The sequence below is a fragment of the Candidatus Borkfalkia ceftriaxoniphila genome, from assembly GCF_004134775.1.
GTDB lineage: Bacteria > Bacillota > Clostridia > Christensenellales > Borkfalkiaceae > Borkfalkia > Borkfalkia ceftriaxoniphila.
In genome coordinates, this window is sequence record NZ_SDOZ01000002.1 from 1,238,436 (window position 1) to 1,250,253 (window position 11,818).

16 protein-coding genes are annotated in these 11,818 nt (G+C 54.7%); all 16 read left to right on the plus strand.

Annotation, left to right across the window (positions count from 1 at the left end):
• Nucleotides 1–9 precede the first annotated feature (9 nt).
• The 16 genes from ftsY (at nucleotide 10) to ESZ91_RS05800 (ending at nucleotide 11,796) form a co-directional block, all read left to right on the plus strand.
• Entirely contained in the window at nucleotides 10–906 is an 897-nt protein-coding gene (gene ftsY / locus ESZ91_RS05730) for a signal recognition particle-docking protein FtsY (RefSeq protein WP_129225009.1), read from the plus strand.
• A 143-nt stretch (nucleotides 907–1,049) separates the two neighbouring features.
• Nucleotides 1,050–1,610: a hypothetical protein gene (locus ESZ91_RS05735; RefSeq protein WP_129225012.1), complete on the plus strand. Its 561-nt coding sequence runs from the start codon at nucleotides 1,050–1,052 to the stop codon at nucleotides 1,608–1,610.
• Nucleotides 1,611–1,670: 60 nt separating this feature from the next.
• Nucleotides 1,671–2,060 carry a YlxM family DNA-binding protein gene (gene ylxM, locus ESZ91_RS05740; RefSeq protein ID WP_161971072.1) on the plus strand — a complete coding sequence of 130 codons (390 nt, stop codon included), beginning with the start codon at nucleotides 1,671–1,673 and terminating at the stop codon, nucleotides 2,058–2,060.
• Nucleotides 2,061–2,070: 10 nt separating this feature from the next.
• Nucleotides 2,071–3,390 carry a signal recognition particle protein gene (gene ffh / locus ESZ91_RS05745; protein WP_129225016.1) on the plus strand — a complete coding sequence of 440 codons (1,320 nt, stop codon included), beginning with the start codon at nucleotides 2,071–2,073 and terminating at the stop codon, nucleotides 3,388–3,390.
• Between the two features lie 30 nt (nucleotides 3,391–3,420).
• Entirely contained in the window at nucleotides 3,421–3,714 is a 294-nt protein-coding gene (rpsP, locus tag ESZ91_RS05750; protein WP_129225018.1) for a 30S ribosomal protein S16, read from the plus strand.
• Between the two features lie 16 nt (nucleotides 3,715–3,730).
• The gene (locus ESZ91_RS05755) at nucleotides 3,731–3,976 is read left to right on the plus strand and encodes a KH domain-containing protein (protein WP_129225020.1); all 246 of its coding nucleotides are present in this window, start codon (nucleotides 3,731–3,733) and stop codon (nucleotides 3,974–3,976) included.
• 32 nt (nucleotides 3,977–4,008) lie between these two features.
• Nucleotides 4,009–4,515, plus strand: a complete 507-nt coding sequence (gene rimM / locus ESZ91_RS05760; protein WP_129225022.1) for a ribosome maturation factor RimM — start codon at nucleotides 4,009–4,011, stop codon at nucleotides 4,513–4,515.
• 5 nt (nucleotides 4,516–4,520) lie between these two features.
• The gene (gene trmD, locus ESZ91_RS05765; protein WP_236082714.1) at nucleotides 4,521–5,201 is read left to right on the plus strand and encodes a tRNA (guanosine(37)-N1)-methyltransferase TrmD; all 681 of its coding nucleotides are present in this window, start codon (nucleotides 4,521–4,523) and stop codon (nucleotides 5,199–5,201) included.
• A 5-nt stretch (nucleotides 5,202–5,206) separates the two neighbouring features.
• Nucleotides 5,207–5,560 carry a TIGR04076 family protein gene (locus ESZ91_RS05770; protein ID WP_129225024.1) on the plus strand — a complete coding sequence of 118 codons (354 nt, stop codon included), beginning with the start codon at nucleotides 5,207–5,209 and terminating at the stop codon, nucleotides 5,558–5,560.
• An 89-nt stretch (nucleotides 5,561–5,649) separates the two neighbouring features.
• Nucleotides 5,650–6,510 carry a ribosome biogenesis GTPase YlqF gene (gene ylqF / locus ESZ91_RS05775; RefSeq protein WP_129225026.1) on the plus strand — a complete coding sequence of 287 codons (861 nt, stop codon included), beginning with the start codon at nucleotides 5,650–5,652 and terminating at the stop codon, nucleotides 6,508–6,510.
• 1 nt (nucleotide 6,511) lies between these two features.
• Entirely contained in the window at nucleotides 6,512–7,165 is a 654-nt protein-coding gene (locus tag ESZ91_RS05780; protein WP_129225028.1) for a ribonuclease HII, read from the plus strand.
• Nucleotides 7,087–7,452 (plus strand): YraN family protein, encoded by a 366-nt coding sequence (locus tag ESZ91_RS05785; RefSeq protein ID WP_129225030.1) that lies wholly within the window; start codon nucleotides 7,087–7,089, stop codon nucleotides 7,450–7,452. The genes ESZ91_RS05780 and ESZ91_RS05785 overlap by 79 nt, the downstream gene beginning before the upstream one ends.
• A 106-nt stretch (nucleotides 7,453–7,558) precedes the next feature.
• Nucleotides 7,559–7,903 carry a 50S ribosomal protein L19 gene (rplS, locus tag ESZ91_RS05790; protein WP_129225032.1) on the plus strand — a complete coding sequence of 115 codons (345 nt, stop codon included), beginning with the start codon at nucleotides 7,559–7,561 and terminating at the stop codon, nucleotides 7,901–7,903.
• A gap of 131 nt (nucleotides 7,904–8,034) precedes the next feature.
• Complete coding sequence (locus tag ESZ91_RS05795; protein ID WP_129225034.1) at nucleotides 8,035–10,185, plus strand: ArnT family glycosyltransferase; 2,151 nt, start codon at nucleotides 8,035–8,037, stop codon at nucleotides 10,183–10,185.
• Between the two features lie 85 nt (nucleotides 10,186–10,270).
• A complete protein-coding gene (locus ESZ91_RS11780) occupies nucleotides 10,271–10,624 on the plus strand; it encodes a magnesium chelatase domain-containing protein (RefSeq protein WP_236082732.1) in 354 nt (117 codons plus the stop codon).
• Nucleotides 10,612–11,796 carry a YifB family Mg chelatase-like AAA ATPase gene (locus ESZ91_RS05800; RefSeq protein ID WP_407923387.1) on the plus strand — a complete coding sequence of 395 codons (1,185 nt, stop codon included), beginning with the start codon at nucleotides 10,612–10,614 and terminating at the stop codon, nucleotides 11,794–11,796. Before ESZ91_RS11780 ends, ESZ91_RS05800 begins: the two co-directional genes overlap by 13 nt.
• The last annotated feature ends 22 nt before the right edge of the window (nucleotides 11,797–11,818 follow it).

The following is an 11,818-nucleotide window of genomic DNA, read 5'->3' on the forward strand; positions in this document are numbered from 1 at the left end:
GGAGGCACTATGGGAATATTCGGCAAAATTTTAGGCGCGTTAAAAAAGACGAGGGACAACATTTCGGGCAAACTCAACGCGCTGTTTTCCAAAAATAAAATCGGCGACGAGTTTTACGACGAGTTGGAAGAGATCCTCATTTCCGCGGATATCTCCGTCGCGACGGCGATGGACATCGTCGAACAGATCCGCGCGGAGGCAAAGACGGAAAAACTCAAAGACAAGGAATTCATCGTCGATTTGCTGAAAGACGTCATCGAGGATACGCTGTCCGAAGCGGAGGCGCCCGAACTCGAATTTCCCGCCGTCATCATGCTCGTGGGCGTCAACGGCGTGGGCAAAACGACCACCATCGGCAAACTCGCAAATTATTTCAGCCGTCAGAACAAGTCTGTCACGGTCGCGGCGGCGGATACCTTCCGTGCGGCGGCGGCGGACCAACTTTCCGTCTGGGCGGACCGCGCGAAAGTGCGCATCGTCAAACACGAGGAGGGCAGCGACCCTTCCGCGGTCGTGTTCGATGCGGTCTCTTCCGCAAAGGCGAAAAAGACGGACGTGGTCATCGTGGACACGGCGGGGCGCCTGCACGTCAAGGCGAATCTGATGGAAGAACTCAAAAAAATGGACCGCGTGGTACACCGCGATTATCCCGAAGCGCATTTTTACAAACTTCTGGTGCTCGACGCGACGACGGGGCAGAACGCGCTCTCGCAGGCGAAACTGTTCGACGAGGCGGTCGATCTGGACGGCATCGTTCTGACCAAACTGGACGGCACCGCCAAGGGCGGATTCGTCGTTTCCCTGTGCGGCGAACTGCACGTTCCCGTGCTGTTCGTGGGGACGGGCGAGAAGATGGAAGATCTGGAATTATTCGACGCCGAGGAGTTCACCGAAGGCATTATTTAAAAGTTTATTGTGCGAAACGCTCTGTCCGAAAGGATGGGGCGCTTTTTTTTACAAAAAAAGTTGGTAAAAAATGGTAAAAATATTGACGAAAAAAGTCTTTGGTACTATAATATTGTTATAAAAAACTGAGGAAAAACAAAATCATGGAAGAAAGAGAAAAATTAGCGGCGGCAAAAAAGTATCTGGACGATCTGGCGAACGGCGTCGATCCGCTTACGGGGCGGATTCTGCCCGAAGACAGCGGCGTGAATAACGTGCGGGTCAGCCGGTGCCTGTTCTACGTGTCGTCCGTGCTGGAAAAAGTCATCGAAAACGGCGGCAGCGTGGGGGCGCGCGTGAAAAAACCCAAAAAACTGATCTTTTCCCTTTCCCAAACGGAAAAGGATGCCATCGAGATCACGGAAACCCCCGTGCTCCTTGCCGATTTTGTGGAGCGCGTAAACGCCAACGTGGATCTCAACGTGATGAAAAAGGTGAGCGCCAAGGCGTTTACCGACTGGATGATCGCCAACGGGATACTCGAAGAAAAGTTTATCAAAGACAAAAACCGCAAATTCCCCACGCTTTTGGGCAACAATCTCGGCGTCATCACCGAAGAGCGGCAGGGGCTATACGGAAAATACGTAGCCATTTTGTACACCAAGACCGCGCAGGAATTCCTCGTGGACAATCTCGACGAGATCGTGCAGGCCTATTACGGATAAAAATTCGTCTGTCAAGTAAAAATGCTTGACAGACGTTTTGTTTTTCTTTATAATGAATCCATGAAAGATCTGAGGTATTTGCAACTTTGGGACGCGTACGGCCCGTTGCTCACCGAACATCAGCGGGAAATCTGCGAACTGTATTATATATGCGACCTGTCTTTGACGGAGATCGCCGAACAGAAGGGCGTTTCCAAGCAAAGCGTGTCCGACGCGCTCTCGAAGAGCCGCGCTATTCTGGACGAATACGAGAGCAAACTGCATTTCAACGCGATCAATCAGGAAAGCATGCTGGAAATTTCGCATATGCTCACGCGCACGATGCGGGCGCTGGAAGATTTTAAGGCGGCGCATCCCGATTTTTCCGGGGATATCGACAACATTCTGTCGCTGATGACGATCAGCGGGGAACGCGTTTCCACCGTTACGGTGGAAAGCGAAGCGGATTAGGGGAGGTCATATGGCGCTTTTTTCCTCTCTTTCGGAGAGACTCAATCATATTTTTTCCAAACTCACCAAACACGGAAAACTGACCGAATTAGAGATCAAAGGGGCGATGCGGGAAGTGCGCATCGCGCTTTTGGAAGCGGACGTCAACATTTTCGTCGCCAAAAAATTCATCGCAGACGTTTCGGAAAAGGCGGTGGGGCAGGAGATCTTGCAGAGTCTTAATCCCACGCAGCAGGTCATCAAGATCGTCAACGACGAGTTGTGCGCGCTGATGGGTTCCACCAACGCCAAACTGGAAGTTTCCGACAAACCGCCGACAGTCGTCATGATGTGCGGCTTGCAGGGCGCGGGCAAGACCACGCTGTGCGGGAAACTAGCCTATCTTCTCAAAAAACAGGGCAAAAAACCCTTGCTCGTCGCGTGCGACGTCTACCGCCCCGCGGCGATCAACCAGTTGCAGATCGTGGGCGGCAAAGCGGGCGCCGAGGTGTTCGAAAAGGGCACGCAGAACCCCGTCAAGACCGCGAAACAGGCGATCGAGCACGCGCGTTCCATGGGCTACGACACCGTCATCATCGATACGGCGGGACGTTTGCACATCGACGACGCGCTGATGAAAGAACTGGAAAACATCAAAGAGGAAGTGCGCCCGAACGACATTCTTCTCACCGTCGATTCCATGACGGGGCAGGATGCGGTGAACGTGGCGGAAACCTTTAATAAGCGGCTGGACGTCACGGGCGTGATCCTCACAAAACTGGACGGTGATACCCGCGGCGGCGCGTGCCTGTCCATCAAGGCGGTCACGGGCAAACCCATCAAGTTCATCGGCGTGGGCGAAAAACTCACCGATCTCGAACCGTTTTATCCCGACCGCATGGCATCGAGGATCCTCGGAATGGGCGACGTTCTCTCCCTCATCGAAAAGGCACAGGACGCGGTCACCGAAGAGCAGGCGAAAAAACTCGAACAGAAACTCAAAGACGCGTCGTTCACGCTGGAAGATTATCTCGACCAGTTCGAATCGCTCAAAAAAATGGGCGGCATCGCCTCGGTCATGGGCATGATGCCAGGGATGAACAAACTCAAACTCAAAGAGGGCGATATCGACGAAAAGCGGATCGAGCGGCTCAAAGCGATGATCCTTTCCATGACGAAAAAAGAGCGCGACAATCCGTCGATCATCAACTCTTCGCGCAAAAAACGCATCGCGGCGGGCTCCGGTACGAGCGTGCAGGAGATCAATCAACTTTTAAAACAGTTCGAACAGACGAAAGTCATGATGAAACAGTTTAAAAAAGGCAAAAGAATGCCGTTCGGCATGATGTAATAGAAAATCAATTTTCGGAGGTATTATACAATGGCAGTAAAAATGAGACTTACGAGACTGGGCGACAAAAAGTCCCCCTTCTACCGTATCGTCGTAGTCGACAGCAGAAAGGCGAGAGACGCGGAGTATATCGACAAAGTGGGACATTACAATCCTACGTCGCAGCCCGTGGAACTGGTCATCGACAAAGACAAGGCGAAAGACTGGCTCTCCAAAGGCGTGCAGCCCACCGAGACCGTACGCAGTCTGTTGGTGCGCGAGGGCGTCATCGAAAAGCCTACGAAACTTTCCGCGCCCAAGACCAAGACGAGAAAAAAGAAATAACGCGGGGTTTTGATTTATGTTGGATCTGATCAAATATATCGTGAACAGTTTTGCCGAGCATACCGACAAAATCGAGTATATCGTCAACGAAACGGAGAACGCTGTGGACGTGACCGTCGTTCTGGAAGAATCGGATATGGGCAAAGTCATCGGAAAGCAGGGCAAGATCGCAAAGGCGATGCGCACCCTGGTCCGTTGCGCTTCCCAGAAAGAAGGCAAAAAATACAATATCGAAATCAAGGAAAGAGATAAAGCCGAATAATTTTCGGCTTTTTTCTTCTCAAAGGGGTTTTTATGCAGGGCACCATCATCATCGGCGAAGTTTTAAAACCGCAGGGCGTGCGCGGCGAGATCAAGATCAAGCCGTATATCGACGATTTTGCGGACATCAGGAACTTTAAAACGCTTTTCATCGCGGGCAAGGAATATAAAGTGCTCGCCTGCCGTACCGACCCTTCCGCCGCCTATCTGGCGCTTTCGGGCATCGCCGACCGCGACGCCGCCGAACTTTTGCGCGGAAAAGAGGTCGAGGCTTTGCGGAGCGAGGCGCCTGCGCCCGCCGAGGGGCGCTATTATATCGTGGACGTCATCGGCTGCCGCGTATATACCGCGGAGGGAAAAGATCTCGGCGAGATCGCCGACGTCACGAGCGCGCATACCGATATCTACGAACTGCGCGCGGGCGATGCGGTATATTTATTTCCCGCCGCCGAGGGCGTCATCGAAGAGATCGACGTGGAGCGGAAAAAGATCGTTGTGGACGAAAAGCGGCTGCGCGAGGTCTGCATCAAACAGGATTAAAATTCATGAAGATGAGAATGGACGTTTTGACGCTCTTCCCCGAAATGTTCGAGCCTTTGCGGCTGAGCATTTTAGGGCGGGCGCAGCGCGACAATAAACTGACGATCAACGTGCACAATATCCGCGACTACTCCGAAGACAAGCACAAAAAATGCGACGATTATCCCTTCGGCGGCGGCGCGGGCATGGTCATGACGGCGCAGCCCATCGTTTCCGCAGTAGAAGCCATCGATCCCGAGCATCGGGCGCGTCGCATCTTTCTTTCGCCCAAGGGCGAAACGTTCCGACAGCAAAAGGTTTTCGAGTTGTTGGAACGGGAATGGCTGATCCTCTTATGCGGCCATTACGAGGGCGTGGACGAACGCGCGATCGAGATCTGCATCGACGAGGAGATCAGTATCGGCGACTACGTGCTGACGGGCGGCGAACTTCCCGCCATGGTGGTGTGCGACTGCGTCGCGCGCTATGTGGACGGCGTGCTCAATACTTCTTCGCTCGTACAGGAAAGTTTTTCGGAAAACAGACTGGAATACCCGCAGTACACCCGCCCCGTGGAATTCCGCGGCAAAGTAGTGCCCGAAGTCCTTCGCGGCGGCAATCACGCGCTTATCGATCAATGGCGGCGCGAACAGAGCGAGGCGGTCACTTCTTTAAAGCGCCCCGATTTGTTGAACGGTAAGGAATAACAACGATGAAAAAGTGGTATGACGAAGAATACGAGTTCACCGTCGAAGTGATCGGATTTCTGCGCGGCGATCATACGGAGCGCTATTGCCGAAACGGCGAGGAGATCGGAGATGTTTACACCTGCACGTACGGCTGTCCCGTCAACCGGGACGGGCAGGGCATCTGTTCCAAGACGATGGGCGTGCTGTTCCCGATCATGGAAGCGGTGCGCAGCGGCGGCGATCTTACGAATATCGGCGGCGACGGCGAATACAGCAAGACCGTCGTCTGTCCCGACGGCTGCGTCATGTTCCGCCTTACCGCGAAAAAACTCGGCAACGAAAACTTTTTCAAGGGCAAATTTTACGAGCCGCTTTGATTTCCTGAATTTAACGGAAAAATATCGGTCTTTTTCGGATAACTTTATGCTATAATGTTCTTCAAAGGAAAGATCGACGGAGTTTAGCAATGAAACACATTCAGTGGTTCCCGGGGCACATGACCAAAGCCATGCGCATGATGGAGGACAGCGTCAAGTTGTGCGACGGAGTGCTCGTGATCCTTGACGCGCGCGCGCCCGCGGCGACCTACAACAAAAACCTGAAAAAACTGTTCGGCAATAAGCCGGTCTTATACGTTCTCAACAAGAGCGATCTGGCGGACGAGGGGCGGGCGAAAGGCTTTTGCGCGCTCATCGAGCGCGGCGGCGCGTACGCCCTTCCGCTGTGCGCGACCGATTCTTCCGCCGCAAAGCGCGTGGGGGCGAAGATCTCCTCCATGCTTTCCGAAAAACACAGAAAGGACGAGGAAAAGGGCATGCGCCGCCCCGACAGGCTGATGGTGGCGGGCATACCCAATACGGGCAAAAGCACCGTCATCAACGCCCTCAGCGGCGCAAAACGCGCGATCACGGGCGACAAGGCGGGCGTCACGCGCGGAAAACAGTGGATCCGCTGCGCGGGTTTCGAACTTCTGGATACGCCGGGCACCATGCCGCCCTCCTTTGAAAATCAATATCTGGCGCGCCATCTGGCGTTTATCGGCTGTATCAACGACGATATTCTCGATTTCGGCGACCTGTCGATCGAACTTCTGGGCGAACTTTCGCGCCTGTGCCCCGAAAAACTGACCGAGCGTTACGGCATTTCCGATTTTTCGGCGCCGCTTGCCATGCTCGAACAGTTATGCAAACGCCGCGGCTTTATCCTGCGCGGCGGCGAGTTCGATTACGAGCGGGGCGCGAAAGCGCTCGTCGACGATTTCCGGAAAGGGCGCATCGGGCGCATCACCCTGGAATCGCCCGAAGAATACGAAAATTTCGGGGTGTGATATGCAAAAGAATGCGAAAGATAAATTGCAGTTCGAACGGCAACTGCAAGAGGAAGGCATACAATACATAGCGGCGCTCGACGAAGTGGGGCGCGGACCTCTGGCGGGGCCCGTGGTCTGTGCGGCGGTCATCATGCCGCTCGAAGAGGAATTGCTCATCGAAGGCGTGGACGACAGCAAAAAGGTAAAGGAAGCGGAGCGCGAGCGGCTTTCGAAACTGATCATAGAGCGCGCCGTCGCGTATAAGATCTGCGAGATCAGCCATACCGAAATAGACCGCCTCAATATTTTAGAGGCGACAAAACTGTGTATGCTCAACTGTCTGGCTGGGCTGAGCGTCATGCCCGACGCCGTGCTCGTGGACGGCAATTTCCGTCTGGATATTCCCTTTCGGCAGAACAACATCGTCGGCGGGGACGCGCTCTCTTACAGTATCGGCGCGGCGAGCATCATCGCCAAGGTGTACCGCGACCATCTCATGTGCGAGATGGACAAACTCTATCCGCAATACGGATTTGCGCAGCACAAGGGCTACGGGACAAAGGCGCATCTGGACGCCATCGGAGAATACGGCTTATGCGAAATTCACCGCAGGACCTTCACAAAAAAATTCTGGGAGAACAGGGAGAGCGGCTCGCTCGAAAATATCTTGTAAAGGCGGGTTATAAGATCGTAAAGACCAATTACAGAACGCCCGCGGGCGAAGCGGACATCGTGGCGAAAGAGGGCGCAACGCTCGTGTTCATCGAGGTGAAAACGCGCACGGGCGATTCGTACGGCAGCGGCGCGGATGCCGTAGACGGGCAAAAGCGGCGGCGCTACGTCAAGATCGCGCAATTTTATCTTTTGCGGGAGAAAATAAGCGATACGGACGTGCGTTTCGACGTGATCGAAGTGCAGAACGGGCAAATTCGTCACATAATTTCCGCTTTCGGCGCATAAAAACCGTTGACAAGGCGCTCTTGTTTATGGTAAGATAATAAATGACTTCGGGCGGTCCTCTTGCCTTTTGGGGCAACGAACGCTTAGTACAATGGAGGTAAAGTCGATGAAAGGATTGATTGAAGCAATCGAGAAAGAGAATCTCAAAGAGACCGTTCCCGCGTTCAACGTGGGCGACACGGTAAAAGTTTCGGTGAAAGTCGTCGAGGGCACGCGCGAGAGATTGCAGGCGTTCGAAGGCGTAGTGATCGCGAAGAAAAACGGAGGCATCCGCGAAACGTTTACGGTAAGAAGGCTTTCTTACGGCGTAGGCGTGGAGAGAACGTTCCCCGTACATTCCCCGAAGATCGCCGATATCAAGGTGATCAAGAAGGGCAGCGTGCGCAGAGCGAAACTCTACTATCTGAGAGGCCGTACGGGCAAAGCGGCAAAGATCAAAGAGATCAGATAACTTTTTGTTTGAAAACCGTCGGGAATTCCGACGGTTTTTTCGTTTTTTTCGAAAAGTTATTTACATATTTTTCGGAATAAGGTATAATGGACTCTGCGAGATCCAAAGAAAATTAAGGAAATTGAAAGCACATGAACAATCACGATACGGTGCGCGGCAAAAAGCCGTTTGCCGCTCTCTCCAAATTCAGTCTGGCGGCGATCATCTTAATGCTCGCCTTCTTCGTCGTAGGCGCATCCACCATGGGGGTGTTCAACTCGCCCGGCAGAGCCTATCACGCCACGAAGAGCGACGCCGCTTACTTTTATCTCGATTACGACACGAACAACCAGTCGGGGCTCGCCAATATTTACGTGAATATCGGCGCGGCATACACAGAGATCGGCAAGGACGCGAGCATCACCATGCAGTATTCCACGGGCACATCTTCCAGCATCGCATGGAGTTCGGGCACGCGCATGGGCGCGCGCAAGTTCGCAAACGTCTTTACGTCTTCGGAGGACGTGCCCTCGGGCGTGAATTATAACTGGGTCAACTTATATAATATGGAAAGCAATACGCTTTCCACGAGTTACCGCCTCATCAAATTGACCGTCGCGCAGGAGACGATCGTCAACGAAGTGGTGTTTTTCGATAAAGAGGGGAAAGTGATCCCCGCCTACACGCAGTTGGATCAAAAAATCGGCGAAACGACTCTGGACGGAAAATTGAAGAGCAAGTATTCCGACGAGCAATACACCAAGGTCAAAGAACTGTTCCGCAAAAATGCGAACGACGCGAAAAATCTGACCGACCGTCAGCACAACGTTTCCAAGGGCGAGAGTTGGCGCGAAAATTTCACCGAGGACGAAATGTATACGTTGATGCAGATCGACAATCTTCTCCTCGGGGACAAAGCCGAAGAGGGCAGCGTTTACAACGGCGATACCGATTTCGGCTCGCTCTCCGCGCTCGTTTTGTCGCTGGGCGTTCTTATTTTCGGCAAGAGCACGTTCGGTCTGCGGTTCATACCGCTCCTTTGCACGGTTCTTCTCATCGGGCTCGTCTATCTGTTCATGCGGAGGATCTTCCGTTCGGACGGCTACGGCTTTTTGTCCGCGCTCCTTCTCGCATTCGGCGGCATGGCGCTCACGGCGGGCAGGCTCGGGCTGGGCTTTTCTCTGCTCGCGCTGCTGCTCGTCGGGTGTTATTATCTCATGTACCGCTTTTTCGAAAAGGGCGTCGACCCCGCGCGGCCCGTTCATTCCGCGCTCAACGTCTTATTTTCGGGTCTGTGTTTCGCGGGGGCGTTCGCGGTCTGGGCAAACAGTTGGATCGTCGCGCTCGGCGCCGTTGCGCTGTTCGTTCTCGGCGTTCTGAAAATGCGCAGAAAGCAGGAGGCGCAGTCGCGCGCAGTCGCCAGGGAAACCAACCGCGTCAACGCCGAAGAGACGGACAAAGAGGTCATGCAGGCAAATCTGGACGAGTCGGAACGTATACAGGCGCGGCAGGCTGCCGCATGTGCCTATCATACGCGCGTTTCCGTCGTGTTCTTTCTCGCCGCGTTCGTGTTCGGCACGTTCCTCGTGGTGATCCTTTCCGTGCTCCCCGCGTATTATTCTTACGTGCGCCTGTACGATAACCCCGCCGCGCCGCATATGAGCTTTTTCGCGCTCGTATCCGAAATGGTGAATAACACGCGGAACGTGAGCAATCTCACCTCGCTCACCGACGCGAACGCGATGAACGCGTTTTCCTGGCTATTGGGTCTGAAAGGCGCCACGGCTTTCACCGCCTCGTCGGACAATATGTACGTCGCGCTGAACGTCCAGAACAATATCGCCATGACGCTCTCCGCGCTCGTGGGCTTTATCGTCAGCACGGTTTACGTCATCGTATACTTTGCCGCGGGCGGCAAGGATAATCCCGAATACCGCAAAAGTTTCCGCCGCATCGGGCGCGCCTATCTCGTTCTGACCTCGGGCAGTTTTCTGACGCTTTTGGCGTGCGCCGTGGTGCCCTCCATGAGCGTCATGTACGGCTTGCTGTTCTACGTGTTCTTTACGGGCTATATCCCGCTGCTCGTGTATATCGCGAACGCGCACGACGCGTCGGGAAAGACGGTCGTCTGCAAAAAATACGAGATCAATCATACGATGAAAGTCCTGTTCATCGTGCTCGCGGTGTACGCGCTGATCTTCGTGGCGAGCCTGCCCATGCTCTTCGGATTCGGCGTGCCCGCGCCGCTCGCGCACGGACTGTTCGGCTGGACTTCCATCTTCAATAACGGATTTTACCGTTAAAACCCGCCATAATTTCCGCTTGTTTTGCAGGCGGAAATTTTTGCTAATGAACAGCCGGGAAATTTGCGTATAAAGGAGGAAAATCATGCTGTCGAAAGTGACGAGTTTCGCGCTTTGCGGGCTGGCGGGGGTGCCCATTTCCGTGGAAACGGACATCAATCACGGCCTGCCCGCGTTCGAGTTGGTCGGGCTTGCGGACGCGGCTGTCAAGGAATCCAAAGAGCGCGTGCGCTCCGCCGTCAAAAACAGCGCCAGAAAATTTCCCGACAGGAAGATAACCGTCAATCTCGCCCCCGCGGATATCAAAAAGGAAGGCGCCTTCCTCGATCTTCCCATCGCGATCGGGCTCTTGAAGGCGAGCGAACAACTCGTGGGAGCGGAAACGGACGGCACGTATTTTGGGGCGAACTGGCGCTCGACGGGGCACTGCGTCCGGTAAACGGCGTTCTGCCGCTTCTCATATCGGCGAGGGACAAGGGCTATACGAAGTTCATTCTGCCCCGCGCCAACGCGGAGGAGGCGGCGTATATCGGGGGGACGCAAGTTTTTGCAGCGAATAATCTCATCGAGGTGATAGACCATCTGAGCGATCTTGCGCCGATCGCGCCCGTGGCGCATAAAACGTACAGTCCGCACGCGGCGGCGCGCGAAAGCGTCTTCGACATGGCGTACGTCAAGGGTCAGCCCGCCGCAAAGCGCGCCGTGGAGATCGCGGTCGCGGGTTCGCACAACATTCTGCTCATCGGCCCGCCGGGCACGGGCAAGACCATGCTGGCGCGCTGTCTGCCGACCATCATGCCCGACATGACCTTCGAAGAGGCGCTGGAAGTGACCAAGATCCATTCGGTGGCGGGCCTTTTGCACGGGCGGGGCGTGGTTTCGCAGCGTCCGTTCCGCACGCCGCACCATACCGCCAGTACCGTTTCCATATGCGGCGGTGGCAACCGTTTCATCAAACCAGGGGAGATCAGCCTCGCGCACAACGGCGTCTTGTTTCTCGACGAGATGCCCGAATACAACCGTTCGGCGCTGGAAGCGCTCAGACAGCCCCTCGAAGACGGCGTCATCACGATCACCCGCGTGGGCGGCGCGGTGGAATATCCCGCCAATTTCATGCTCTGCGCGAGCATGAACCCCTGCCCCTGCGGCAACTACGGCTCCGCGGACAAGCCCTGCACCTGCACGCCCGCGCAGATCCATAAATATCGCGCCAAGATCAGCGGACCGCTCCTGGACCGCATCGATATTCAAGTGGAAGTGGACAGCGTCAAGTACGACGATCTTGCGGGCGACGCCCTCGAAGAGAGCAGCGCGGAAGTGAAAAAGCGGGTGGAAGAGGCGCGGTATATCCAGAGAGAACGCTTTGCGAAATCGGATATCTTCACGAACGCGGATATGGGGGAGCGGGAAATGAAAAAATTATGCCCGCTCGACAAGGAGTGCGACGATATCCTGCGCATGTCCTTTGCCGCTTTGAAACTTTCCGCCCGCGCGAGGAGCCGTATCGTCAAGGTGGCGCGCACGATCGCAGATCTCGCGGGCGAAGAGAAGATCAAGCCCGAACATATATTCGAAGCGGTGTCTTACCGAAAATACGACAAATTTATCTGATAAACCACGGCATAGCGCCCGA

Excerpts from the sequence above, each read along its gene's own strand:
- rplS (WP_129225032.1), top strand. The coding sequence starts at position 7,559 with ATGAAAGGATTGATTGAAGCAATCGAGAAAGAGAATCTCAAAGAGACC.
- ESZ91_RS05780 (WP_129225028.1), top strand. The coding sequence starts at position 6,512 with ATGCAAAAGAATGCGAAAGATAAATTGCAGTTCGAACGGCAACTGCAA.
- ftsY (WP_129225009.1), top strand. The coding sequence starts at position 10 with ATGGGAATATTCGGCAAAATTTTAGGCGCGTTAAAAAAGACGAGGGAC.
- rimM (WP_129225022.1), top strand. The coding sequence starts at position 4,009 with ATGCAGGGCACCATCATCATCGGCGAAGTTTTAAAACCGCAGGGCGTG.
- ESZ91_RS11780 (WP_236082732.1), top strand. The coding sequence starts at position 10,271 with ATGCTGTCGAAAGTGACGAGTTTCGCGCTTTGCGGGCTGGCGGGGGTG.
- ylxM (WP_161971072.1), top strand. The coding sequence starts at position 1,671 with ATGAAAGATCTGAGGTATTTGCAACTTTGGGACGCGTACGGCCCGTTG.
- ESZ91_RS05795 (WP_129225034.1), top strand. The coding sequence starts at position 8,035 with ATGAACAATCACGATACGGTGCGCGGCAAAAAGCCGTTTGCCGCTCTC.
- ESZ91_RS05735 (WP_129225012.1), top strand. The coding sequence starts at position 1,050 with ATGGAAGAAAGAGAAAAATTAGCGGCGGCAAAAAAGTATCTGGACGAT.
- ESZ91_RS05785 (WP_129225030.1), top strand. The coding sequence starts at position 7,087 with ATGCGAAATTCACCGCAGGACCTTCACAAAAAAATTCTGGGAGAACAG.
- ffh (WP_129225016.1), top strand. The coding sequence starts at position 2,071 with ATGGCGCTTTTTTCCTCTCTTTCGGAGAGACTCAATCATATTTTTTCC.
- trmD (WP_236082714.1), top strand. The coding sequence starts at position 4,521 with ATGAAGATGAGAATGGACGTTTTGACGCTCTTCCCCGAAATGTTCGAG.
- ylqF (WP_129225026.1), top strand. The coding sequence starts at position 5,650 with ATGAAACACATTCAGTGGTTCCCGGGGCACATGACCAAAGCCATGCGC.
- ESZ91_RS05755 (WP_129225020.1), top strand. The coding sequence starts at position 3,731 with ATGTTGGATCTGATCAAATATATCGTGAACAGTTTTGCCGAGCATACC.
- rpsP (WP_129225018.1), top strand. The coding sequence starts at position 3,421 with ATGGCAGTAAAAATGAGACTTACGAGACTGGGCGACAAAAAGTCCCCC.
- ESZ91_RS05770 (WP_129225024.1), top strand. The coding sequence starts at position 5,207 with ATGAAAAAGTGGTATGACGAAGAATACGAGTTCACCGTCGAAGTGATC.